Raw genomic sequence first — 26,466 nt, forward strand, 5'->3', positions numbered from 1 at the left:
GTCGGGTGCGTGGTCAGGGCCGTGCTCACGCCCGTGGCGAGGTCAGGGGCCAGGTCGGTCGTCATGCCGGTCGTCATGAGGAGTACTCGCTGTTCTCGTGCACGTACGCGGCGGTCAGGTCGTTGGTCCAGATGACGGCGGAGTCCGTGCCCGCGCCGAGTTCGACGCGGATGCCGACCTCGCGGGCGCCCATGTCGACGAGCGCGCGGTCGTCGCCCGCCGCCCCGTCCTTGCAGACCCATACGTCGTTGATGGCGACGGCGATCCGGTCCGGGTCGAAGACGGCGTGGGTGGTGCCGATGGCGGACAGGACGCGGCCCCAGTTGGGGTCCTCGCCGTGCAGGGCGCACTTGAGGAGGTTGTTGCGGGCGACGGAGCGGCCCACCTCGACGGCGTCGTCCTCGCTCGCGGCGCCCGCCACCTCGATGCGGATCTCCTTGCTCGCGCCCTCGGCGTCCTTGATGAGCTGCCGGGCCAGGTCGGCGCAGACCTCGCGGACCGCCTCGGCGAACACGTCGTACTTTGGGGCGGTTCCGCTCGCGCCCGAGGCGAGCAGCAGGACGGTGTCGTTGGTCGACATGCAGCCGTCGGAGTCGACCCGGTCGAAGGTGGTGCGGGTGGCGGACCGCAGCGCCCGGTCCAGGTCCGCCGCGTCGGCGACGGCGTCCGTGGTGAGCACGACGAGCATGGTCGCGAGTCCGGGCGCGAGCATTCCGGCGCCCTTGGCCATGCCGCCGACGGTCCACCCGTCGCGGGTGACCTCGGCCGTCTTGTGCACGGTGTCGGTGGTCATGACGGCGACGGCCGCGTCCTCGCCGCCGGATCTCGACCGGCGTACGACGGTCTCGTCGACGCCCGCGAGGAGCCGGTCCATGGGCAGGGCGACGCCGATGAGCCCGGTGGAGCAGACGGCGACGTCCGCGGGGGCGAGGCCGAGCCGGTCCGCGACCCGCTCGGCCGTGTCCCGGGTGTCCCGCGCGCCCTGGGGTCCTGTGCAGGCGTTGGCGCCGCCCGAGTTGAGGACGACCGCCCGCAGCACGCCGTCGGCGACGCTTGCGCGGGTCCACCGGACGGGCGCGGCCTGCACGCGGTTGGAGGTGAAGACACCCGCCGCGCCGTGGAGCGGGCCCTCGTTGACCACGAGGGCCAGGTCCTGTGCTCCGTTCTCCTTGATGCCCGCGGCCACTCCCGCCGCGGTGAAGCCTCGTGCTGCGGTGACGCTCACGGTGCGACTCCGATCGTGGAAAGGCCCAGTGCCTCCGGCAGGCCCAGGGCGATGTTCATGCTCTGCACGGCCCCGCCGGCCGTGCCCTTGACCAGGTTGTCGATGACGCCGACGGCGATGATCCGGCCGGCCACGGGGTCGAGGGCCACCTGGATCCGGGCGGCGTTGGAGCCGGCCACGGCGCCGGTGGCGGGCCACTGCCCCTCGGGGAGCAGCCGCACGAACGGTTCGTCGGCCAGCGTCTTCTCGTACGCGGCCCGTACGTCGTCGGCGCGGACCCCGGGGCGCGCGGCGGCGGAGCAGGTGGCGAGGATGCCGCGGGGCATCGGGGCGAGGGTGGGGGTGAAGGAGACGGTGACCGGCTCGCCCGCCGCGGCGCCCAGGTGCTGGCTCATCTCGGGCGTGTGCCGGTGTGTGCCGCCCACGCCGTAGGGCCGCATCGAGCCCATCACCTCGCTGCCGAGCAGGTCCGCGCGGGCGGCCCTGCCCGCGCCCGAGGTCCCGGAGGCGGCGACGACCACCGCCTGGGGTTCGGCGAGCCCGGCCGCGTAGGCGGGGAAGAGGGAGAGGAGCGCGGCGGTCGGGTAGCAGCCCGGCACGGCGATGCGCCGCGCCCCGGCCAACTCGGCGCGTGCGCCCGGCAGTTCGGGCAGTCCATAGGGCCAGGTGCCCGCGTGCGGGGTCCCGTAGAACGTCTCCCAGGCGGCCGGGTCCGCGAGGCGGAAGTCGGCGCCGCAGTCGACGACGAGCGACTCCTCGCCCAGTTGCGCCGCGAGGGCGGCGGACTGGCCGTGCGGCAGGGCGAGGAAGACGACGTCGTGGCCGCGCAGGGCCTCCGCCGTGGTGGCCAGGACCTGGCGGTCGGCCAGCGGTTCCAGATGCGGTTGCAGCGCGCCGAGGCGCTGCCCCGCGCTGGAGTGGCCCGTCAGTGCGCCGATCTCCACCCCGGGATGGTGCAGGAGCAGGCGCAGGAGCTCACCTCCCGCGTATCCACTGGCTCCCGCCACGGCTGCTCGCACGGTCATGAGTCCTCCCCGTTGACAGACATGTCGTTGTAACGCGGGCGCGGTCCGGTCATCAATGGGTTCAGGCATGTTCATGACAAGCACCGCGGGGATCGTGGAGCGGACCGGTCACCGGCCCGCTCCACGATCCCGCCGTCAGCCCGCCTGCGTCCCGCAGAACTCCGCGTCCAGGACGGGCAGGAGCGACGCGCCGCCCCAGTCGCTGTTGAAGTTGAACGTGAACACGTGGCTCCCGTCCTCGCTGAAGGAGGACACCGAGATCCAGCCCACCGCGCCCCCGTCGTGGTACCAGACGTCCCCGCAACCCAGCGTCAGCCGCTCGATGCCGAGCCCGTACGACGAGGCCGGGACGTCAGGGTTGACGACGGTTGTCCTCATCTCCCTCAACTGCCGGGCGGGCAGCAGCTTTCCGCCCATCAAAGCCGCGTAGAACCGGTTCAGGTCCGCGGCGCTGGAGATGATGTCGCCGTTGCCCCAGGCCTGCGAGCCGTTCACCTCGGTGACGTCCTCGACGCGGTCCGGCTGGTCGGCGAAGAGCCGGGAGTAGCCGCGGCCGCTCGGCTGCGGCAGCTTGGTGCCCGTGCCCGGGTTCGACGTCGCCGTCAGCCCCAGCGGGGCGATGATCCGGCGGCGCACCTCCTCCTCGTACTTCCTGCCGCCGACCTTCTCGACGACCATCGCGGCGAGCAGGTCATTGGTGTTGGAGAACCAGTGCCGGGCGCCCGGCTGGTACGCGGGCGGGTGGGAGAGGGCCACCTTGACGCGCTGGTCGTGCGGCAGGGTGTCGTAGCGGTGCTGGAGGTAACCGTCGCCGAGCACGTACGTCTGGACGTACGCCGTGTCGGAGAAGTAGTCGAACAGGCCGCTGGTGTGGTTGAGGAGCTGGCGCACCGTGATCGCGCGGCCGTCGTTGCCGTTGCCGGTCACCAGGCCCGGCAGCCAGCGGTCCACGCTGTCGTCGAGGCTGAGCTTCTTCTCCGCCTCCATCTGCAGGAGCACCGTCGCCACGAAGGTGGCGGTGATGGCGCCCGTCCTGAACCGGTCGCGCTGGCCGCGCGGTGCCCCCGTACGCAGATCGCCGACGCCGGTGGCCGACTTCCAGACCCCCGACGCGTCGCGCGCCTCGGCGGTCACGCCCGGCACCCCGGCCGCGACGGCCGCGTCGATCGCCGCCTGCGTCCCGGCGTGCGAGGCCGTCGTGACGGCCGTGTCCCCGGCGGCCCGCGCCGGGCTCGCGAAGGCGGTGGCCATGACCGCGCAGGCCGCCAGACCCACCACACCGGCCCTCGGTCTCATCCCTCGTATCGCCATCGCCCGCTCCCCTGTCCTCGGCCGTGATTGGCCGATGCCTTACTTGTGCGCTCTGACGGCGGCACCGTAAGTTAGTGATGTCCCGGGCCGGTAGCTTGTGCGGTGATTCCACGGGGCGGCGACCGGGTGACCAGGCGTGACGGTATGAACAGGTGTGCCCTGGAAGGCAGTTGGGGGCCGACCTGACACCCGGATCCGGGCCGTGCCCGGGCGCCGCGGGGCGGTGCGCGGACGGCCGGAAGCGGTCGGTCGCATTCCGGCCTCGGGCCGGGGGAGTGCGGGCCACCGGGTGAGGGGAGCGTCCGCCCGAGTGGCGACGGCGGGGCGAAGAGGCAGCCGGCCGCCACTGGCGCGGCTCGCGTTCCGTGCCGCCCCGCGGCAGCGGTGGGCCTGCGTCGGGCGTGGACCGGCAGCGGTCGGTGGCGGCTCGGGCCGGAGAAGGGAGCGTCCGCCGAAGATGGTGGTGCGGGTGCTCAGAGGGGGCTGGTCGCCGCCGTGAGTGCCGCGCGCGCGTCCCGTTCCACCCGGCGCAGCAACGGGCCGGGGTCGGGCGCGAAGTAAAAGTGGCCGCCGTCGAGCACGCGCACGCCGAGGAAGTGCTCGGTGTGGTCCGCCCAGCCGGCCATCCGCGCCGCCGAGGCCGCGTCGTCCTCCGCGCCCGCGAACGCGGACAGGGCCACCGGCAGCGGGCCCGCGCCGGGGCGTGGCCGCCAGCCCTCCACCACCCGCAGGTCGGCGCGGATGACCGGGGCGAACACCGCCCACAGGTCCGGGTCGTCGAAGACGTCGCCGGGGGTGCCGCCGAGCCGCCGCAGACGGTCCCGCAGCGCGGCGTCGGACAGCTCGCCGTAGCGGGTCGGGTGCCCGGCCGCGCTCGGTGCGGGCCGCGCCGATACGCCGATCCACACGGGCCGGGGCAGGCCCCGTTCGACGGCCCGGCAGGCGATCTCGTACGCGAGGAGCGCGCCCATGCTGTGGCCGAACAAGGCGTACGGGACCTCCGGCGCGGGCTCGATGACGCGCAGCAGGAAGTCGGCGAGGCGCCCGGCGTCCGGGACCGGGTCGAGGTCCATGAGATGGCCGTGCCCCGGGGCGTCGAGGAGCCGCACGTCCCACGTGTCCGGCAGCCGGGCCGGCCAGTGCCGGAAGGGCACGTGCGAGCCGCCCGCGTGGTGCAGGACGAACAGCCGGAGCTGCGGTCGGGTGCGGTCCATCGCTCTCCCTCGGCCTGGGCCGGTCCCGGCCGAACAGGTCCTCGGCCGGTTCCAGTTCGGCCGAACAGGTCCTCGGCCGGTGCCGGTCCGGCTGAACAGGGCCTCGGATAGGCCGGGTTGGCCGGGCGGGCCCTCGGGCGTACCCGCCGACGATAGTGCGTCCGGGGTGTCCGGCGGGGCCCGCTCCAGGCCCCCTCAGGCCGCCCCTGAGCACGCGTCGAGCGGTTCTGCGGGGCGGGCCCGAAGGCGCCGTGCGGGGCGGCTCCAGAACTGCTTGAGCCCGGGACGACTCGGCTCTTCGGCTCTTGTAGCCGCGTTGCCCGGGTCCCTACGGTGACGTGGCAGCGCCGGGGTGGCCCGACGCCGACGTCCGGTTCGCCGGACCCCGCGTCCAGGGCCGACCGGACGACGCCGCACGGCGAACATGCCCGAGGGCGTCGCGCATCCGGCCCGCCGCATCGCAATCCCGGACCATTCCATGACGGTTAAGGACGGTGCCCGTTGAGCACGAACCCCTTCGATGACGAGGACGGCCGCTTCCACGTTCTGATCAACGACGAGGAGCAGCACTCCCTGTGGCCGGCGTTCGCCGAGGTGCCCGCGGGCTGGCGCGCCGTCTTCGGCGAGGCGTCCCGGGCCGAGTGCCTGCAGTACGTCGAGCAGAACTGGACCGACCTGCGGCCCAAGAGTCTCCAGGACGCGATGGCGGGGGACTGACCTCCGCCTGGAGCCCGCAGGACGCAGAGCCCGGAAAACACTGAATGGGGGAGATGAACGTGGCGACGGGCGCCGTGAGAACCGCGAGCAGACACGGAACGAGGCCGGTGACCGGCGGCGGCGGTGCGCCCGCCCGCGACGTGGTCCCGAACTTCGTCGGGACACCGGCCAAGGTGCGCAAGTCGGGGATGTCCTTCCCGCAGAACCTGCCGGAGCGGGCCTGGGAGGAGATCGGGACGAACCTGCGCGAGCTGGTGAACTCCTCCGCCTGGTGGCTCGCCGACTGGCTGCTCTTCGGGGAGGCCACCTACGGGTGGCGCCGGTACAAGGAGGCCATAGAGCGCACCGGCCTCGACTACCAGACCCTGCGCAACTACGCGTGGGTGGCCCGGCGGTTCGAGCACCACCGCCGCCACGACGCCCTCAGCTTCGCCCACCACGCCGAGGTGACCCGCCTCTCACCGCCCGAGCAGGACTACTGGCTACGCAGGGCCGAACAACAGAAGTGGTCCCGCAACGAACTCCGCAAGGCGGTCCGCGCAGCACTGGCGGCCCAGAACGACACGCCCCCGGCCAACGGCATGTCGGTCAACGGGTCCGCGGCCCCGGGCACGTCGGCCACCGGCCCCGCAGCCCCCACAGCCATAGCCACCGGCACATCGGCCACCGCCATGTCGGCCGACGGTGCCTCGCTCACCGCCCCGTCCACCCCGGCCACCGGCACGTCGCCCACCGGCCCCGCGCCCACCGGCACGTCGCCCACCGCCCCCGCGCCCACCGCCCCCGCACCCACCGGGGCCCCGGAGCCCACCGCCCCGGACAGCACCGCCCCGGACAGCACCGCCCCGGGCATCACGGTCACCGCCGGAGGCCACGCGCAGGGCGCCACTCTCACCCTTGAGCTCTCCGCCGGTCAGTTCGAGTACTACTCGAAGGCCGCCGCCGCGCACGGCCTGTCCGTCGGCAAGTGGGTCACCCAGGTGCTCGACACCGCCGACCGGCGATCCGCCCAGAGGGCCTCTCACATCGGAGTCAGTTGATGATCCTTCAGGGAAAGCGGGTCGCCCTGCCCCCGGCGCCCGTCGTCCACCACCGGTTCGAGGCGAACGCGGCGGCCACGCCCGACGCCCCCGCCGTGGTCCGCGCGGGCGAGCACATGACGTACGCCCAGCTCGACGCCGCGGCGAACCGGTTCGCGCACTATCTCATCGAGCGCGGCCACGGGCGCGGCGCGAAGGTCGGGCTGTGCCTGGACTACTCCTTCGACCTGCTCGTCGCCCTCCTCGGCACGCTCAAGGCGGGCGCCGCCTACGTGCCGTTCGACCCGGCCTATCCGGCGGCCCGCATCGAGCAGCTGCTCGGGCAGGTGCCGGGCCTCGCGCTGATCGTGGCGTCCGGGGCGACCGCCCCGATGGTCGCCGCAGCCACCGTCGACGTCGTCGATCTGGAGCAGCTCACCGGCACCCTGGAGGGTCTGCCCGCGAGCAGCCCCGGCGTGGACGTCACCGGGGACGACGTCTGCTACGCCGTCTTCACCTCGGGGTCGACCGGCACACCGAAGCTGACCGCCGTGCGCCACGAGGGCTGGTTCAACCTCATGAACTGGCTGCGGCTGGAGTACGGGCTGCACAGCGGCTCGCACCACCTCGTGGTCAGCGCGTTCGGCTTCGACCTGTCCCAGCGCGCCCTGATGACCCCGCTGTTCTGCGGCGCGACCCAGCACCTCATGGCGAGCCGGAACTTCGACGCGATGATGGCCTACCGCGTCCTCAAGGAGCACGACATCCGCGTCGTGCACTGCGCCTCCAGCACCCTGTACGTCCTCATCGACTGGGAGAGCGCGCGGGGCGGCGACGCGCTGACCCGCCTCGACTACGTGCTCTTCGGCGGGGAGGCGCTCAAGCCCGAGCGGCTCACCGCGTGGATGCGCCGCGAGGGCAACACGTGCACGCTGCTGCACCAGTACGGCGTCGCCGAGTGCACGGATGTCGCGACCTCCTACGACCTGTCCGCGTACCGGCCCGGCGAGCACGCCATCCCGCCGGTCGGCCGGCCCGCGTACAACACCGACATCCACCTCCTCGACGAGGAGCTGCGCGGTGTCGCGCCGGGGGAGTCCGGCGAGATCTGCATCGCGGGGGCGGGTGTCGGCGCGGGTTATCTGGGCGGCTCGGGCCCCGAGAACGCGAAGTTCACGACCGCCGAGATCGACGGCGCCCCGGTCCGGCTCTACCGCACCGGCGACCGCGGGCACGTCGACGCGTCCGGCCAGCTGATCGTCGCGGGGCGGATGGACGCGCAGGTGAAGGTGCGCGGCATGCGCATCGACCCGACCGACGTCGAGCGGGCCCTCGGCCGGCTGCCCGGCGTCCGGGAGGCCGCCGTCGCGGTCACGCGCGGCGCGGCCGGGGAGGCCGAGCTGACCGCTTTCCTCGTGCCCACGCGGCACGAACTCAGCGAGGACGACGTGCGCCTGGGCCTCCTGCGGGTCCTGCCACGGAACATGGTCCCGGCCCGGTTCGTGACCATCCTCCGCCTTCCGCTCAGCCCGCACGGAAAGGTCGACCGCGCGGCGCTCGTCGCGTCCCTCGAGAAGCACCACGCCCTCAGCAGCAGCGGCACCGCGGCGTGAATGCGGCGCGGGCCGTCATGACGAACGAAAGGAATGCGATGACCGCCGACCGCGTACGCGCCATCTGGTGCCGGGAGCTGAAGCGCGACGACATCGCGCCCGACGACGATTTCTTCGCCCTGGGCGGCCAGTCCGTCATCATGGTGCAGATTCAGGGCGCCTTCATGGACGAGCTGAACGTCGAGGTCCCGATGGACCAGATGTTCCTCAACCCGACGGTGGCGTCCATCTCCGCATACATCGAATCGCTGACCGCCGGGGCGTCCCGGTAACAGCCGCTGAGCGGCGCCGAGTTGTGTCCCGCCGGCGGGACACCGTGCATAGCATCGAGAACGTAGATCCGGCCGCTGCCGAGCTGCCCCGAAAATCCGTGCCGAAAAGCCGTGCCGGTAAGTCGCGCCTAAAAGCCGTGCCGGAAAACTCCGCAAGAAACCACCCGGTAAGAGAGGAGAGCCATGTACGACGTGATTGTCGTAGGTGCCCGTTGCGCGGGTTCGCCGACAGCCATGCTCTTTGCGCGGCAGGGTTATCGTGTCCTGCTCCTGGAAAAGGCGAATTTCCCGCAGGACACCCTCTCCTCGCACTACATCCACATGCAGGGAATGTCCCTGCTGAACCGCTGGGGCCTGCTCGGCAAGCTGAGCGACGCGGGCTGCCGGAAGATCACCCGGCAGAGCTACGAGGGCCCCGGCGTCCGCATCGAGGGCTTCTCCCTGCCGCTGGACGGCGTCACGTACACCTACGCGCCGCGCCGGTACGTGCTCGACCCGCTCCTCGCGGAGGGCGCCGCCGAGGCGGGCGTCGACTTCCGGCAGGGCTGCGCGGTCAAGGACCTCGTCTGGGAGGACGACCGGGTGGTCGGCGTGCGCTGCACGACGCCCAGCGGCACCACGACGGTCGAACGGGCCCGCCTGGTCGTCGGCGCGGACGGTATGCGCTCGCTGGTCGCCCGCAAGGCGGGCGCGCAGAACGTCATCGAGCACCCGCGCGTCACCTGCACCTACTACAGCTACTGGGCGGACGTGCCCGCCGACTTCGAGCTGTACGAGCGCCCCGGCCGCTGGATCGGCGTCATCCCCACCAACGACGATCTGACGCTGCTCATGACGTACTTCCCGCAGGAGGAGTACCAGGAGGTCCGCAAGGGCGTGGAGCCCTTCTACCTCGACTCCTTCCGCACCACGGCCCCCGCCCTGTACGAGCGGATGCGCTCGGGCCGGCGCGTGGAGCAGCTGTACGGCACCGGCCACCAGGAGAACTTCTTCCGCAAGGCGTACGGGCCCGGCTGGGCGCTGGTCGGCGACGCCGTCACGCACAAGGACTCCATCACCGCCCGCGGCATCACCGAGGCCTTCGTCCAGGCGCAGTCCCTGACCGGGCACATCGGCGGTGAACTGCACGACGACGCCGCGCTCGACGCCGCCCTCGAACGCTACGAGCTGGACCTGAGCGGCGAGGCCCTCAGCCAGTACCAGGGCGCCCTCAACGTGGCCGAGCTCAAGCCCGAGGGGCGCACCGACATGCTGCGCAAGCTGGTCGGCCACCAGGAGCACGTCGACCGGTACTTCTCGACGCTGTCGGGCGCGTGCTCACTCGACGACTTCTACAACGACGACCTGCTGACCCTGCTCGACCAGAGCTGAGTGACGACCGCTTTCCGGTAGCCGATTTGGAGACACAATGATCCCGTTGTCGTTCGCGCAGCGCCGGCTGTGGTTCGTGGACCGGTTCGAAGGCCCTTCGCCGACCTACAACGGCGCCTTCGCCCTGCGGCTGACCGGAGACCTTGACGTGCCGGCGCTGCGCGCGGCGCTGCGCGACCTCGTCGACCGGCACGAGGCCCTGCGCACGGTGATCGTCGAGGGCGACGACGGGGTCCCGCACCAGCAGGTCCTCGCCTGCGGGCAGCGCCCGTTCGAGCTGGGGCTCGTCGAGGTCACGGGTGAGGAGGAGCGGGCCGCGGCGGTCGACGCGGTGGCCACCGAGATCTTCGACCTCGCCGCCGACCTGCCGATCCGCGCCCGCCTCGTCCGCAGCGCGCCGGGCGAGCACACGCTCGTCGTCGTGGCCCACCACATCGCGGTGGACGGCGAGTCCTTCGGGCCGCTCTTCCGCGACCTGACCACGGCGTACGCGGCACGCCGCGAGGGCACCGCCCCGGCCTGGGAGCCGCTGCCCGTCCAGTACGCGGACTACACGCTGTGGCAGCTCGACGTGCTCGGCGACGAGTCCGACCCGGAGAGCCTCGCCGCCCGTCAGCTCGCCTACTGGCGCGAGATGCTGGCCGACCTGCCGCAGCCGATCCAACTGCCGACGGACCGCCCGCGCCCCCGCGTGCTCAGCCCCGGCGGCGACCGCGTCCCCTTCGTGATCGAGCCCGCGCTGCTCGGCTCCGTGGAGAAGCTCGCCATGGAGGCCGACGCCACGGTGTCGATGGTGATGCACACGGCGCTCGCCGTGCTCCTGCACCACCTCGGCTGCGGCGACGACCTGCCCATCGGCGCCCCGATCACGGACCGCACCGACGAGGAGCTGCGCGACCTCATCGGCTTCTTCGTCAACACCTGGGTGCTGCGCGCCGACCTGAGCGGCAACCCGACCTTCCGCGCCCTGCTCGACCAGGTGCGCGAGCGGTCCCTGGCCGCCTACGACAACCAGGACATGCCCTTCGAGCGGCTCGTGGAGCTGCTCAACCCGGACCGCTCCACCGCGTACAACCCGTTCTTCCAGGTGATGCTGTCCTGGCAGCCGCCCGTGCCGGACCTGGAGATACCGGGCCTCGGCGTGCGCACCGAGCGCCTGGAGACGGCCACCGCCAAGTTCGACCTCTTCTTCGACCTGCTGCCGGACCGCTCCGGCGGGGCCCAGTGCCGCCTGGAGTACTCCACCGCCCTGTTCGACCGGGACACGGCCGAGGGCCTCGCGCGGCGCTTCGTCCGCGTCCTGGAGCGGCTCGTCACCGACGCCGGGCGCACGATCGGCACCGTCGACGTGCTCGACGCCACCGAGCGCGCGCGCCTGATCGCCCCGCTCGACGCCACCGCCCCGGCGTCCCGGGAGACCGTGCCCGAGCTGTTCGAGCGGCAGGTGGCGCGGACCCCGCACGCCCCTGCCCTGGTCCACGACGGCCGGACCCTGACCTACCGCGAACTCGACGACCGGGCCAACGCCGTCGCCTGGGAGCTGATCGCGCGCGGCGCGGGCCCCGAGGACCTGGTGCTGCTCGCCCTCGACCGCACCGAGGACCTGGTCGCCGGGCTGCTCGGCATCCTCAAGTCCGGCGCCGGATACGTGCCGTTGGACCCGCAGTACCTGGCCGGCCGCGCGGAGAGCGTCCTCGCGCAGGCGGCCCCGCGCTTCGCGGTCACCGACGCCGCGACCTGGCAGCGACTGCCCTCGGCCGACGGTGTCACGGCCGTCGACGTCGACGAGCGGGCCGGGTGGAACACGCCCCAGGGCGCCCCCGACGACACGGCCAGGACGAGCCCGCTCGACCCGGACCACATCGCGTACGTGATGTTCACCTCCGGCTCCACGGGCCGCCCGAAGGGTGCCACGCTCACCCACCGCGGCGTGGTCAACGGCGTACGGGAACTGGTGCGGGTGCTCGACGCGCCCGCCGGGTGGCGGATGCTCGCGGGCACCTCCGTCAACTTCGACGTCTCCGTCTTCGAACTGCTCACCACGCTGTCCACCGGCGGCACCGTCGAACTCGTCGCGAACGCCCTGGACCTCGCCGAGCGCGACAGCTGGGACGGACAGGTGATCAGCGGCGTCCCCTCGGTCCTCGCCGAGCTGGTGCCGCACCTGCACAAGGCGCCGGAGGTCCGCTCGGTCGTCCTCGCCGGCGACATCCTGCCCGGCCGCCTGGTGCGCCAGATCCGCGAGGCGCTGCCCGGCATCCAGATCGTCAACTCCTACGGGCAGAGCGAGAGTTTCTACGCCACCACGTTCTCCGTCGACGCGGCCGACGCCCCGGCCGACGGCGACGTGGCCCCCATCGGCACCCCGCTGGGCGGCATGAGCGCCTACGTCCTCGGCCCCGGGCTCGCCCCCGCGCCGCAGGGCGTGATCGGCGAGCTGTACGTGGCCGGGGCCTGCCTGGGCCGCGGCTACCACGGCCGCCCCGGCCTGACCGCCGAACGCTGGGTCGCGAACCCCTACGGCGCCCCCGGCGCGCGCATGTACCGCACCGGCGACCTCGCCCGCTGGAACGCCGACGGGGAGCTTGAGTGCGTCGGCCGCGGCGACGGCCAGGTCAAGGTGCGCGGCTTCCGCATCGAGACCGCCGAGGTCGAGTCCGCGATCACCGCGCACCCCGGCATCAGCGAGGCCGTCGTCATCAGCCGCGAGGTGCCCGCGGGCGGCAAGCGGCTCGTCGCCTACGTCGTGCACACCGGCGAGGGCGGCGTCGGCGACGACGGCGCGGGCGGCATCGGCGACGTCGACGTGCTCGCCGGGGCGTCCGCCGCCGAGCTGCGCACCTTCGTCGCGGCGCGCCTTCCCGACTACATGGTCCCCTCCGCGTTCGTGGCCCTCGGCCGCCTGCCGCTCGGCCCGACCGGCAAGCTCGACCGCGCGGCCCTGCCCGAGCCGGAGTTCCTGGGCGAGACGTACCGGCAGCCGCGCACCGAGGCCGAGCAGATCATCACCGCCGCCTACGCGGACGTCCTCGGCGTCGACCGGGTCGGCATCGACGACGACTTCTTCGCGGTCGGCGGCGACAGCCTGCGCTCCATCCAGGTGGTGGCCCGCGCCCGCGCCCGCGGTCTCGAACTGTCCACGCGCGAGATCTTCGAGTGCCGCACGGCCGCGCGGCTCGCCGAGGCGGCCGCCGCCCGGCAGGGCCGCACCCCGGTCCTCGCCGAGCTGGAGGGCGGCGGCGTCGGCCCGCTGCCGCTGCAGCCCGTCGCCCGTGAGGTGTTCGGGCACGGCGGGGGGACGAATCGTTTCGCCATGTCGATGGTGCTCGAACTGCCCGCGTCCGTCGACGCGGACCGCCTCGCCGCGACGCTCGACGCCGTCCTCGACACCCACGACCTGCTCCGCTCCCGCCTCGTCCGCGGCGACGAACCCGTCCTCGTCGCCGCCGCGCCCGGCACCGTACGGGCGGCCGGACTGCTCCGCCGGGTCGACTGCGACGGCGACTGGGACGAGCCCGCCGCGCTCGCCGCGGCCAAGGCCGAGCTGTACGACGCGGTCGGCCGGCTCGACCCGGAGGCCGGGACGATGGCGGACTTCGTCTGGTTCGCCCCGCCGTCCGGGCCGGGCCGCCTCCTCGTGGTCCTGCACCACCTCGTGGTCGACGGCGTCTCCTGGCGCATCCTGATGTCCGACCTCGCCGAGGCCTGGCAGGACGTCCGCGACGGCCGCGCCCCCGAGCTGCCCGCCATCGGCACCTCCGCCCGCCGCTGGGCCGCCGCGCTCCAGGACGAGGCGTTCAGCGAGGAGCGGGAGGCCGAACTCGACCACTGGCGCGAGGTCCTCGAAGGCCCCAACCCGCCGCTCGGGGCCCGCGCGTTCGACCCGTCCGCCGACGTGTGGTCCACCGTCGAGAGCGTCCGGGTGCAGCTGCCCGCCGACGTCACCGAGGCCGTCCTCACCGAGCTGCCCGCCGCGTTCCGCGCCACCGGCACCGACGTCCTCCTCGCCGCCCTCGCCCTCGCGGTCAACCGCTGGCGCGGCACCGACGAGTCCACCCTCGTCCGCCTCGAAGGACACGGCCGCGAGGAGGAGGCCGTCCCCGGCGCCGACCTGTCGCGCACCGTCGGATGGTTCACGACGATGTACCCGGCCCGCGTCGACGTCTCCGGCGTGGACACGGCCGGCGTGCTCACCGGCGGCCCCGCCGCCGCACAGGCCGTCAAGCGCGTCAAGGAACAACTGCGCGCCGTCCCCGGCAAGGGCCTCGGCTACGGGCTCCTGCGCCACCTCAACCCCGAGACCGCCGAGCAGCTCGACGACCTCGCCGCACCGCAGATCGGCTTCAACTACCTCGGCCGGATCACCGACAGCGACGTGCCCGAGCACCTGCGCACCGACGGCTGGGGCCCCTCGGCGTGGTCCGCCGAACTCATCGCCGAGCCCGACCCCGACCTCCCCGCGCTCTCCGCCCTGGAGGTCAACTCGGTCGTCACCGACACCCCCGACGGCGCCCGCCTCCAGGCCGCCTTCATGTTCCCGACCGGAGTCCTCACCCGCGAACAGGCGGCCGAGCTGGCCGAGTCGTGGGTCGAGGTCATCAACGGCATGGCCGCGCACGCCGCGAGCGGGAAGGCCGGGGGCCTGACCCCGTCGGACGCCCCGCTGGTCACCGTGGGCCAGGCCGACATCGAGACCTGGGAGGAGCGCTACGGCCGCCTCGCCGAGGTGTGGCCGCAGGCACCGGGCCAGTCCGGCATCCAGTTCCAGGCGGCCCTCGCGGACGGCAGCTTCGACGTCTACCACATGCAGTTCGTCCTGCACCTGTCCGGCGCCGTCGAGCCGGAGCGCATGAGGGCGGCCGGACAGGCCCTCCTGGAGCGCTACCCGAACCTGCGCTCCGCGTTCCTCACCACCGCCGACGGCGAGCCCGTCCAGGTCGTCGCCGAACACGTCACGCTGCCCTGGCGCCACCTCGACCTGACGGGGCGGACCGACGCGGAGCAGGACGCGGAGCTCGACGCGGCCCTCGCCGCCGACCGCGGCGAACAGCTCGACCCCGCCCGGCCGCCGCTGCTGCGCCTGGCGCTGCTCACCTGCGGGCCGCGCCGTTCCAAGCTCATCATCACCGCGCACCACACCCTCTTCGACGGCTGGTCGTCCCCGCTGGTCATCACGGACCTGATCCGGCTGTACGGCGACGCCGGCGCGCTCGGTCCCGTGCGCTCCTACGGCGACTACCTGGCCTGGCTGTCCCGGCAGGACCGGGACGCGTCGGCCGCCCGCTGGAAGGAGGAGCTGGACGGGTTCGACCAGCCGACCCTCGTCGCCGCCGACGCGGTCGCCGAGGGCGACGCGACCTCGCTCGGCCGCGTCGAGGTGCCGTTCAGCATCGACCAGGGCCGCGAACTCGCGCGGCGCGCCGCCGAACTCGGCGTCACGCTCAACACGCTCCTCCAGGGCGCCTGGGCGGTCCTGCTCTCCAAGCTGACCGGGCAGCAGGACGTGGTGTTCGGCGCCGCCGTCAACGGCCGCCCCGCCGACCTGACGGGCTCGGACGAAATGGTCGGCCTGTTCATCAACACCCTGCCGACCAGGGCCGAGTGCCGACCGGAGCAGAGCCTCGGCGACGTCATCACGAACCTGCAGAACCGGCAGATCAGCCTGCTCGACCACCACTACTACGGCCTGGCCGACATCCAGCGCGGCACCGGCCTGCCGTCCCTGTTCGACACGATCGTCGTCTTCGAGAACTACCCCATCGACCGCGAAGGCATCATTGAGGCGAACGACTCGGCGGGCCTCACCATCGACGCCATCCGCCCCTTCGCGGGCTCCCACTACCCCCTCACCCTCAACTCCTCCGACCCCTACCTGCGGCTCTCCCTCGACTACCAGCGCAACCTCTACCGGCGCGACGCGGCCGAGATGGTCGCCGCCCGCCTCGTACGGGTCCTGGAACAGGTCCTGCAAGACCCGCACATGCCCGTCGGCGCGGTCGACGTGCTCGGCGACGACGAACGCGACTGGCTCGTCCACGGTGTCAACGCGACGGCGCGTGAGGTGGCGGCGGGAACGTTGCCGGGTGCTTTCGAGGCGCAGGTGGAGCGGTCGCCGGGTGCGGTGGCGTTGGTGGGTGAGTCGGAGTCGCTGACGTATGCGGAGTTCAATGCGCGGGCGAACCGGCTGGCGCACTGGCTGATCGAGCAGGGTGCGGGTCCGGAGCGGCTGGTCGCGGTGCGGATTCCGCGCTCCGTGGATCTGCTGGTGGCCATTTATGCGGTGGTGAAGTCGGGTGCGGCGTATGTGCCGGTGGACCCTGAACTGCCGGCGGACCGGGTGCGGCATGTGCTGGATGTGGCGCAGCCGCTGCTCGTGCTCGATGAGGTTCTGCCGGATGTGTCGTCGTACCCGGAGTCGAACCCGGTGCGGGAGCTGTCGCCTGATCATGCGGCGTATGTGATCTTCACGTCGGGTTCGACGGGTGGGCCGAAGGGTGTGCAGGTGGCGCACCGTTCGATCATGAACCGGCTGGCCTGGGGGCTCGGCTATTTCGAGGTCGGTCCCGAGGATCGGGTGTTGCTGTCGACGACGGCGAGTTTCGATGTGTCGGTGCCGGAGTTGTTCGCGGCGTTGCAGGTGGGTGCGGCGGTGGTGATCGCGCGTCCGGACGGGCGGCGTGATCCGGCGTATCTGGCGGAGCTGATCCGGCGTGAGGGGGTGACGGGGGCGGACTTCGTGCCCTCGTTGCTGGAGGTGTTCGTCTCCGAGCCGGGGGCGAAGGAGTGCACGAGCCTGCGGTGGATCGAGGTGGCGGGCGAGGCGTTCCCGCCGGCGCTGGCCAACAAGGTGACCGAAGTGCTGCCGCAGTGTGGGGTGTTCAACCTCTACGGGCCTACAGAGGCGTCGGTGGAGGTGACCGCCTACCGGCACAAGCCGGGCGCGGACCGGGTGCCGATCGGGGCACCGGTGTGGAACACCCAGGTGTATGTCCTGGACGCGGCGCTCAAGCCGGTGGCGCCGGGTGTCGCGGGCGAGCTGTATCTCGCGGGTGCCGGGCTGGCCCGCGGCTATCTCGGCCAGACGGCTTTGACGGCGGGCCGGTTCGTGGCCTGCCCGTTCGGGGCCCCGGGCGCGCGGATGTATCGCACGGGTGACTTGGTGCGCTGGTCCCACGACGGGCAGGTGGAGTACATCGGGCGGACCGACTTCCAGGTCAAGGTCCGCGGTTTCCGCATCGAACTCGGCGAGATCGAGCAGGCCCTCACCGGCCATCAGGACGTCGACACCGCCGTCGTCGTCGTCCGCGAGGACCAGGCCGACGACCAGCGCATCGTCGCCTACGTCGTACCCGCCGGCGGCAAGCCGGAGGCCGCGCTCGACCTCACCGCCCTGACCGACCACGTACGCGGCCACCTGCCCGAGTACATGGTCCCCACCGCGATCGTGCCGCTCGCCGAACTCCCGACGACGACCAGCGGAAAGCTCGACCGCAAGGCGCTGCCCGCACCGGACCACACCGAGGTGGAGACCGGACGCGGACCGCGCGACCGCACCGAGGAAGTCCTCTGCCGGCTCTTCGCCGACCTGCTCGGCGTCGCGGAGATCGGCATCGACGCCGACTTCTTCGACCGCGGCGGGCACTCCCTGCTGGCCACCCGGCTGACCGGCCGGATACGCAATGAGCTTCACGTCGACGTGAAAGTCACCACGGTCTTCCGTCATCCGACCGTCGCCCAACTGGCGGCGCAGATAAAGGAACTGGCCACGTCGAACCGCCCCCGGCTGCGTCCCCAGCTGGGCCAGACGACCGTTTAGGAGAAGCGTCGATGATCCCCTTGTCCTTCGCCCAGCGGCGGATGTGGTTCCTGCACCGCCTGGAAGGGCCGTCCGCGACGTACAACATCCCGTTCGTGCTGCGCCTGGACGGGGCGCTCGACACCGCCGCCCTGGCCGCCGCGATCACCGACGTCGCCGACCGGCACGACAGCCTGCGCACCCTGGTCGTCGAGAACGCGGACGGCACACCGGAGCAGCGGGTCCTCCCCTCCGACGAGGCGGTCCTGCCGTTCAGGGTCGTCGACGTCGATCCGGACGCCCTGGACGCCGTACTGCACGAGGAACTGGTCCTGGGCTTCGACCTGGAGACCGAACTCCCCCTGCGCACAACGGTGTTCCGGCTCTCGGAGCGCGAACACGTCCTGGCGTTCGTGTTCCACCACATCGCCGCCGACGGCTCCTCCATGGCCCCGTTCCTCAAGGACCTGGTCGCCGCCTACACGGCCCGCCACGACAAGAACGCGCCGCAGTGGACGCCGCTGCCGGTCCAGTACAAGGACTACACGCTGTGGCAGCGCCAGCTCCTCGGCGAGGACGGCGACCGCGAGAGCGTCGCCGCCCCGCAGATCGCGTACTGGCGCAGGGAACTGGACGAGGTGCCGCAGCCGGTGCAGCTCCCGCTGGACCGGCCCCGGCCCACGGTCGTCGGACACCGCGGTGGCCACGTCGAGTTCCTGCTCGACTCCGACCTCGTCTCCCGGCTCGGAAAAATCGCCGCCGACCGCGGCGCCACCGCCCCGATGGTCGCCCAGGCCGCCCTCGCCGTCCTCCTGAACAAGCTGGGCGCGGGCGAGGACGTCACGATCGGCAGCCCGATCGCCGGACGCACCGACGAGGCCCTGAACGACCTGGTCGGCTTCTTCGTCAACACCTGGGTGCTCCGTGCCGACCTGTCGAAGAACCCGTCGTTCGGCGACACCGTCGAACAGGTCCGGGACAAGGCCCTCGCCGCCTACGACAACCAGGACGTCCCCTTCGAGCGGCTCGTCGAACTGCTCAACCTGGAGCGCTCCACCTCGTACCCGCCACTGTTCCAGGTGATGCTCGCCTGGCAGTTCGTGTGGCCGGACATCGAGATGCCGGGCCTGGAGGTCACCCCCGTCCCGGCGGGCACCGACACCGCCAAGTTCGACCTCTTCTTCAACATCGTCCCCGACGCCACGGGCCGCGCCCACGGGCGCCTCGAGTACGCGGCGGACCTCTTCGACCACTCCACGGCCGTCGCCGTCGTCGACCGTCTCGTCCGCATCCTGGAGCAGGTCGCAGCCGACCCCGGGGTGCGCCTCGGCGACGTCGACGTGCTCGACACCGCCGAGCGCCGGCTGCTCCTCGCCGACTGGAACGCGACGGCGCGTGAGGTGGCGGCGGGGACGTTGCCGGGTGCGTTTGAGGCGCAGGTGGAGCGGTCGCCGGGTGCGGTGGCGTTGGTGGGTGAGTCGGAGTCGCTGACGTATGCGGAGCTGAACGCGCGGGCGAACCGGCTGGCGCACTGGCTGATCGAGCAGGGTGCGGGTCCGGAGCGGCTGGTCGCGGTGCGGATTCCGCGCTCCGTGGATCTGCTGGTCGCGATCTACGCGGTGGTGAAGTCGGGTGCGGCGTATGTGCCGGTGGACCCGGAGCTGCCGGCGGACCGGGTGCGGCATGTGCTGGATGTGGCGCAGCCGCTGCTGGTGCTGGATGAGGTGTTGCCGGATGTGTCGTCGTACCCGGAGTCGAACCCGGTGCGGGAGCTGTCGCCTGATCATGCGGCGTATGTGATCTTCACGTCGGGTTCGACGGGTGGGCCGAAGGGTGTGCAGGTGGCGCACCGTTCGATCATGAACCGGCTGGCCTGGGGGCTCGGTTATTTCGAGGTGGGCCCGGAGGATCGGGTGCTGCTGAGCACGACGGCGAGTTTCGATGTGTCGGTGCCGGAGTTGTTCGCGGCGTTGCAGGTGGGTGCGCGGGTGGTGATCGCGCGTCCGGACGGGCGGCGGGATCCGGCGTATCTGGCGGAGTTGATCCGGCGTGAGGGGGTGACGGGGGCGGACTTCGTGCCCTCGTTGCTGGAGGTGTTCGTCTCGGAGCCGGGGGCGAAGGAGTGCACGAGCCTGCGGTGGATCGAGGTGGCGGGGGAGGCGTTCCCGCCGGCGCTGGCGAACAAGGTGGCCGAGGTGCTGCCGGGGTGTGGGGTGTTCAACCTCTACGGGCCGACGGAGGCGTCGGTGGAGGTGACCGCCTACCGGCACAAGCCGGGGGCGGAGCGGGTGCCGATCGGGGCGCCGGTGTGGAACACCCAGGTGTATGTCCTGGACGCGGCGCTCAAGCCGGTGGCACCTGGTGTCGCGGGTGAGCTGTATCTCGCGGGCGCGGGGCTGGCCCGCGGCTACCTCGGCCAGACCGCGCTGACGGCGGGCCGGTTCGTGGCCTGCCCGTTCGGCGGGCCGGGTGCGCGGATGTATCGCACGGGTGACTTGGTGCGCTGGTCGCGCGACGGGCAGGTGGAGTACATCGGGCGGACCGACTTCCAGGTCAAGGTCCGCGGTTTCCGCATCGAACTCGCCGAGATCGAGCAGGCCCTCACCGACCACCCCGGCGTGGCCCAGGCCACCGTGGTCGTCCGCGAGGACAGCGAGGGCGGCAAGCGCCTCGTCGGCTACGTCGTCCCGGACCCCCATGCCGCCGTCGAGGACGCCGACGACCAGCAGGACGACTGGCGCGAACTCTACGACGACAGCTACCGGGCCTCCGAGGACGAGGCGTGGGGCGAGGACTTCCAGATGTGGACGTCGTCGTACGACGGCGAACCGATCCCCGTCGAGCAGATGCGGCAGTGGCGGGACGCGGCCGTCGCCCAGGTGCTGCGCCACGCGCCCCGGCGCGTCCTCGACATCGGCGTCGGCTCCGGCCTCCTCCTCGCCAAGATCGTCGGGGAGGTCGAGGAGTACTGGGGCACCGACATCTCGGCCCCCGTCGTGGAGCGCGTCACCGCCCAGGCCGAACGGTTCGGGTTCGGCGACCGGGTCCACCTCAGCGCCCGTACCGCCGACGAACTGGCCGACCTGCCCAAGGGCCACTTCGACACGGTGGTCCTGAACTCCGTCGCCCAGTACTTCCCGAGCGCCGAGTACCTCGACCACGTGCTGTGCCAGACGATGGAGCTGCTCGAACCCGGCGGCCGGATGATCGTCGGCGACGTCCGCAACGCCTCGACGCTGCGCGTCCTGCTCACCGCCGTGCAGCGCGCCGCCCACCCGCACGCGTCCCACGACGAGCTGCGCACGTTCGTGGAGAAGGAACTGCTCGCCGAGCGCGAACTCGTCGTCCCGCCCGAGTGGTTCGCCGACTGGGCGGCCCGGCACTCCGTCGCCGTCGACATCCGCCTCAAGCCCGGCGGGGCGCACAACGAACTGACCCGGCACCGCTACGAGGTCGTCCTGCACAAGGCGCCCGCCGACGTGCTCGACCTCAGCGGCCTGCCCGAGGTGCCGTGGGGCGGCCAGCTCGCCGCCCCCGCCGACCTGGCGGCGCGGACCGGGGACGGGCCCGTGCGCGTCACCGGCATCCCCTCCACCCGCCTCGCCGAGGAGGCCGCCGTGGCGGTCGCCGCCGGACTCCTCGACCCGACGGCGCTGCCCGGCGAGGCCGTCGACCCGCAGGACCTCACCGAGTGGGCCCGCGCCCACGGCCTGGAGGCGGTCCTCACCCTGTCCGGCGAGGACCCGCGCTGCTACGACGCGCTGCTGCTGCCCGAGCTGCCCGCCGGGGCCGCCCTCACCGGCACCTTCGTCACCACCGAGGCGGGGCGGCGGGCCCGGCCCAACACCCCGGCCCTCGCCAAGGCGATCGGCCCGCTGCTCGCCGGACTCCCCGACTACCTCACCGAGCGGCTCCCCGGCTACATGGTGCCCGCCGCGCTCGTGCCGCTCTCGGAGATCCCGCTGACCCCGAGCGGCAAGCTGAACCGGCGGGTGCTGCCGCCGCCGGACTACGCGCAGGCCTCGACCGGACGCGCGCCGCGCAACCGGATCGAGGAGTCGTTCTGCGCGCTCTTCGCCGAGGTGCTCGGCCTGCGGACCGTCGGCATCGACGACGACTTCTTCACGACCGGCGGCGACAGCATCCGCTCCATCCAGGTCGTCGCCCGCGCCAGGGCGCTCGGCATGGCCGTCAGCACGCGGGAGGTCTTCGAGCACCGCACCGTCGCCCGCCTCGCCGAACTCGTCGAGGGCCGCGACGACACCCGCGTCACCCTGGCCGAGCTGCCCGGCGGCGGCGTCGGCCGCGCCCCGCTGCCCCCCATGGCCGCCCACGTCCTCGGGCTCGGCGGCGGCATCGGCCGGTTCTCCATGTCCGGGATGCTGACCCTGCCGGGCGACATCGACCGTACGGGGCTGCTCGCCACGCTGAGCGACCTCCTCGACCGGCACGACGTGCTGCGCTCCCGGCTCGACCGGGACGAGCCCGGACTTGTGATCGCGCCGCCCGGCAGCGTCGACCCCGCCGACCTCCTGCGCGAGGTGCCCCTCGACGGCGCCGACGCGCACGCCGAACTGGACGCCGCCGCGGGCCGGCTCGACCCGGACGCCGGAGTGATGGCCCAGTTCGTCCGGTTCACCTCCGACACCGACACCGACGCCGACCGGCTGCTGATCGTCCTGCACCACCTCGTCGTCGACGGGGTGTCCTGGCGGATCCTCGTCCCGGACCTGGCCGCCGCCTGGCAGCGGGTCCGCGAGGGCAGCGCGCCGCAACCCGTGAAGGGCACCTCCCTGCGCCGCTGGGCGCACGCCCTGGTCGACCTCGCGGCCGACGAGGAGAAGACCGCGGCACAACTGCCGGTCTGGCAGGAGATCCTCAGCGGCGACGAGCCCGTGCTCGGCGCCCGCGCACTGGACCGCACCCAGGATGTCGCCGCCACCGTCGACACCGTGCGCGTCCAGCTCCCCGCGGACGTCACCCGGACCCTCCTGACCCACGTGCCCGCGGTCTTCCGCGGCCGCGTCGACGACGGCCTGCTCGCCGCGCTCGCCCTCGCCCTCACCGCCTGGCGCCGCAGCCGCGGCGAGTCCGGCTCCTCGGCGCTCGTGCGCATGGAGGGCCACGGCCGCGAGGAGCACGTGGTGCCCGGCGCCGACCTGTCGGGCACCGTCGGCTGGTTCACCTCGGTGTTCCCGGTCCGCCTCGACCTGACCGGCGTCGACGTGGCCGACGCGCTCGACGGCGGCGCCGCCGCGGGCCGCGCCCTCAAGGCCGTCAAGGAACAACTGCGCGCGGTGCCCGACAACGGCATCGGCTACGGCGTGCTGCGCCACCTCAACGCCGCGACCGGCGCCGCCCTGGCCGCCGCACGCGAACCCCAGATCGGCTTCAACTACCTGGGCCGCACCTCCGCCGCCCCCGCCGCACAGGACGGCGCGGGCTGGACCCCGGACAGCACCTACCGGGACCTGATCGCCGCCCCGGACGCCGACATGCCGGTCCTCTCCGCCCTGGAGATCAACGCGGTCGCCACCGACACCGGCGACGGCGACGAACTGACCGCCTACTTCGGCTTCCCGACCGGCGTCCTCTCCCGCGCCGAGGTCACCGAACTGGCCGGCCTGTGGGTGCGGGCCCTGACCGCGCTCGCGCGGTACGCCGGGACGGACGACGCCGGGGGCCTGACCCCGTCGGACGCCCCCCTCGTCGACGTCGGCCAGGACGCCATAGACGGCTGGGAGGCCCGCTACGGCGCCCTCGCCGAGATCTGGCCGACGACCCCGGCCCAGTCCGGCATCCACTTCCACACCCAGATGGCCGGCTCGTCGTTCGACGCCTACCACATGCAGCTGGTCTTCCACCTCTCCGGCGACGTCGACCCCGAGCGGATGCACCGGGCCGGGCAGGCGCTCATCGAGCGCTACACCAACCTCCGCGCCGCCTTCACCGCCCAGGCCGACGGCGACATCGTCCAGGTCGTGCCCGCGCACGGGGTGACCCTGCCCTGGCGCCACCTCGACCTGACCGCCGCCGAACAGGCCGAGGCGAGCGCGACGTTCGAGGAGTTCCTCACCCAGGACCGGGCCGAGCACTTCGACATGGCCGCCCCGCCGCTCATGCGGCTCGCCCTGGCCGTGCTCGAACCCGGCCGCGCCGAACTCGTCGTCACCGCCCACCACATCCTCTTCGACGGCTGGTCCATCCCCCTGCTCATGCAGGACCTGCTGCTCCTGTACGCGGCCCACGGCGACCCGTCGGGCCTGCGGCCCACCCGCAGCTACGGGGACTTCCTGGCCTGGCGGGCACGGCAGGACGAGGCGGAGGCGGCCCGCGCCTGGGCGGCCGAGATCGAGGGGGTCGAGGAGCCGACGCTGCTCGCCCCCGGCTCCCAGCACACCGACGACGGCCTCGGACAGGTCGAGTTCGCCCCGTCCGCCGAGGTGTCGGCCCGGCTCGACCGGCGCGCCGCCGAACTGGGCGTCACCGTCAACACCATCGTCCAGGGCGCCTGGGGTCTGCTGCTCGGTCAGCTCACCGGCCGCCGCGACCTGCTGTTCGGAGCCACCGTCTCCGGCCGCCCGCCCGCCGTCGCGGACGTCGAGACGATGGTCGGGATGTTCATCAACACCCTGCCCGTCCGCGTCGCGTACGCCCCCGGCGACACCTTCGCCGAGGTCCTGACCCGGCTGCAGGAGCGCCAGGCCGCCCTGATGGACCACCATCACCACGGGCTCGCCGAGATCCAGCAGGCCGCCGGGCTGCCGTCCCTCTTCGACACCCTGGTCGTCTTCGAGTCCTACCCGGTCGACGAGGAGGGCATCAGCGCCGCGACCGAGGCCGCCGACGGCGTCGCCTTCACCGGCCTGCGCCCCTCCAACGGCACCCACTACCCGCTGGGCCTGATGGCGGCGGTCGAGCCGCACCTCCAGTTCATCCTCCAGTACGCGCACGGCGTGTTCGACCAGGCCACCGTCGAGGCGTACGCGGCCCGGCTGCTCCGCGTCCTGGAGCAGCTGGCCGACGCGCCCGGCCGCAAGGTCGCCGCGCTCGACGTCCTGGAGCCGGCCGAACGCGAGCGCCTGCTCGTCACGCTCAACGACACGGACGCCCCGACGCCGGACGTCACGGTCCCCGGCCTCGTCGAGGCGCAGGCGGCACGGACCCCGGACGAGATCGCCGTGGTCGCCGACGGCGTCTCGCTCACCTACCGCGAGCTGACCGCCCGGGCCGACCGGCTCGCGCGGGAGCTGGCCGGGCGCGGGGTCGGCCCCGAGTCGCTGGTCGCGGTGTCCCTGCCGCGCACCGCGGACCTGGTGGTCGCCCTGCTCGCGGTCCTGAAGGCGGGCGGCGCCTATCTGCCCGTCGACCCGAAGTACCCCGGACACCGTCTGGCGGCGATCCTCGGCGAGGCGGCGCCGCGCCTGGTCCTGACGGACACGGCGACGGCCAAGACGCTGCCCGGGCACGACGCCCCGGACCTCCTCCTCGACACGCTCGACCTGTCCGAGGGCGACGGACCGGCGCTTGAACTCCCGTCCCGGGCCCAGCAGTTGGCGTACGTGATGTACACCTCCGGCTCCACGGGCCGGCCCAAGGGCGTCGCCATCACCCACGCCAACGTGGTCAACGGCGTGCTGCGGCTCGCCGACCGCGTCGGCATGGCGCCCGGCAAGCGGATCCTCGCGGGCACCTCCGTCAACTTCGACGTCTCCGTGTTCGAGATCTTCACGGCCCTCGCGGTCGGCGGCGTCGTCGAACTGGTCCGGGACGTCCTGGTCCTCGGCGAGCGGAAGGAGGGCTGGAGCGGCGCCGTCATCTCGACCGTCCCGTCCGCCTTCGCCGAACTCGTCGACGAGATCGCCGGACGCACCGACGTGGAGACGCTCGTCTTCGCCGGTGAGGCGCTGCCCGCGGCCCTGGTCGCGAAGGTCCGCGAGGCGCTCCCCGGCACCCGGGTCGTCAACGCCTACGGGCAGAGCGAGTCGTTCTACGCCACCACCTGCGCCGTCACCGCCGCGCCGGGCGACACGGCGGGCAGCGCGCCCGTCGGCACCCCGCTCGGCAACATGCGGGCCTACGTCCTCGGCCCCGGCCTCGCCCCCGTGCCGCCCGGCGCCGTCGGCGACCTGTACGTCGGCGGCAGCGTCGGCCGCGGCTACCACGGCCGCACCGCACTGACCGCCGAGCGCTTCCTCGCCGACCCGTTCGGCCCGGCGGGCGCCCGCATGTACCGCACCGGCGACCTGGCCCGCGTCAACGCCGAAGGACAACTGGAGTACGCGGGCCGCGGCGACGCCCAGGTGAAGGTGCGCGGCTTCCGCATCGAGCCCGCCGAGGTCGAGGCCGCGCTCACCGCGCACCCCGGCATCGCGCAGGCCACCGTCATCGCCCGCGACGGACGCGGCGACAGCACCGGAAAGCTGCTCGTCGCCTACACGGTGGCCACCGGCGACGGCTCGGCCGCCCCGGCCACCAGGGAGCTGCAGGCCTTCGTCGCCGAACGGCTCCCGGAGTACATGGTGCCGTCCGCCTTCGTGGCCCTGGACCGGCTCCCGCTCGCCCCCAACGGCAAGCTGGACCGGGCCGCCCTGCCCGAGCCGGAGTACACCGGCGCCGCCTACCGGGAGCCCGGCACCGCCCGCGAGAAGGGCCTGGCCGCGCTCTTCGCCGAGGTGCTCGGCGTGGACCGGGTCGGCGCCGACGACGGGTTCTTCGAGCTCGGCGGGCACTCCCTGCTCGCCACCCGGCTGATCAGCCGGGCCCGCGCCGAGATGGGCGTCGAGATACCCATCCGCAAGATCTTCGACCTTCCGACGGTGGCCGCGCTCGCCGCGTGGACAGAGGAACTGGCCGCTCCCCGTCGTCCCGGTTTGCGCAAGATGTTTGTAGAGGAGTGAAGCA

Annotated in this window: 11 protein-coding genes; 7 read left to right on the forward strand and 4 right to left on the reverse strand. The window is 73.0% G+C overall.

Features of this window, described 5'->3' with window-relative positions:
* Positions 1-73: 73 nt before the first annotated feature.
* The 4 genes from argJ to C1N81_RS01690 form a co-directional block, all read right to left on the reverse strand.
* Positions 74-1,225, reverse strand: a complete 1,152-nt coding sequence (argJ, locus tag C1N81_RS01675) for a bifunctional glutamate N-acetyltransferase/amino-acid acetyltransferase ArgJ (RefSeq protein ID WP_394425955.1) — start codon at positions 1,223-1,225, stop codon at positions 74-76.
* Positions 1,222-2,250 (reverse strand): N-acetyl-gamma-glutamyl-phosphate reductase, encoded by a 1,029-nt coding sequence (gene argC / locus C1N81_RS01680; RefSeq protein ID WP_394425957.1) that lies wholly within the window; start codon positions 2,248-2,250, stop codon positions 1,222-1,224. The genes argJ and argC overlap by 4 nt, the downstream gene beginning before the upstream one ends.
* 135 nt (positions 2,251-2,385) lie before the next feature.
* Positions 2,386-3,561 carry a serine hydrolase domain-containing protein gene (locus C1N81_RS01685; protein ID WP_394425959.1) on the reverse strand — a complete coding sequence of 392 codons (1,176 nt, stop codon included), beginning with the start codon at positions 3,559-3,561 and terminating at the stop codon, positions 2,386-2,388.
* Between the two features lie 473 nt (positions 3,562-4,034).
* Entirely contained in the window at positions 4,035-4,775 is a 741-nt protein-coding gene (locus C1N81_RS01690; RefSeq protein ID WP_394425961.1) for a thioesterase II family protein, read from the reverse strand.
* A gap of 501 nt (positions 4,776-5,276) precedes the next feature.
* Between C1N81_RS01690 and C1N81_RS01695 the strand changes: the two genes are divergently transcribed.
* The 7 genes from C1N81_RS01695 to C1N81_RS01725 all read left to right on the forward strand — a co-directional run bounded on the left by C1N81_RS01695 (position 5,277) and on the right by C1N81_RS01725 (position 26,462).
* Positions 5,277-5,492 carry an MbtH family protein gene (locus tag C1N81_RS01695; RefSeq protein WP_394425963.1) on the forward strand — a complete coding sequence of 72 codons (216 nt, stop codon included), beginning with the start codon at positions 5,277-5,279 and terminating at the stop codon, positions 5,490-5,492.
* A 107-nt stretch (positions 5,493-5,599) separates the two neighbouring features.
* Positions 5,600-6,532: an LmbU family transcriptional regulator gene (locus tag C1N81_RS01700; RefSeq protein ID WP_394425965.1), complete on the forward strand. Its 933-nt coding sequence runs from the start codon at positions 5,600-5,602 to the stop codon at positions 6,530-6,532.
* The gene (locus C1N81_RS01705) at positions 6,532-8,124 is read left to right on the forward strand and encodes an amino acid adenylation domain-containing protein (protein ID WP_394425966.1); all 1,593 of its coding nucleotides are present in this window, start codon (positions 6,532-6,534) and stop codon (positions 8,122-8,124) included. The genes C1N81_RS01700 and C1N81_RS01705 overlap by 1 nt, the downstream gene beginning before the upstream one ends.
* A 38-nt stretch (positions 8,125-8,162) precedes the next feature.
* Positions 8,163-8,396 (forward strand): phosphopantetheine-binding protein, encoded by a 234-nt coding sequence (locus tag C1N81_RS01710; RefSeq protein WP_394425968.1) that lies wholly within the window; start codon positions 8,163-8,165, stop codon positions 8,394-8,396.
* 183 nt (positions 8,397-8,579) lie between these two features.
* Entirely contained in the window at positions 8,580-9,767 is a 1,188-nt protein-coding gene (locus C1N81_RS01715; RefSeq protein WP_394425970.1) for an NAD(P)/FAD-dependent oxidoreductase, read from the forward strand.
* A gap of 37 nt (positions 9,768-9,804) precedes the next feature.
* A complete protein-coding gene (locus tag C1N81_RS01720) occupies positions 9,805-17,583 on the forward strand; it encodes an amino acid adenylation domain-containing protein (RefSeq protein ID WP_394425972.1) in 7,779 nt (2,592 codons plus the stop codon).
* Positions 17,584-17,594: 11 nt separating this feature from the next.
* Positions 17,595-26,462: a non-ribosomal peptide synthetase gene (locus tag C1N81_RS01725; RefSeq protein WP_394425974.1), complete on the forward strand. Its 8,868-nt coding sequence runs from the start codon at positions 17,595-17,597 to the stop codon at positions 26,460-26,462.
* The last annotated feature ends 4 nt before the right edge of the window (positions 26,463-26,466 follow it).

This window comes from Streptomyces sp. SGAir0957, from assembly GCF_043523415.1.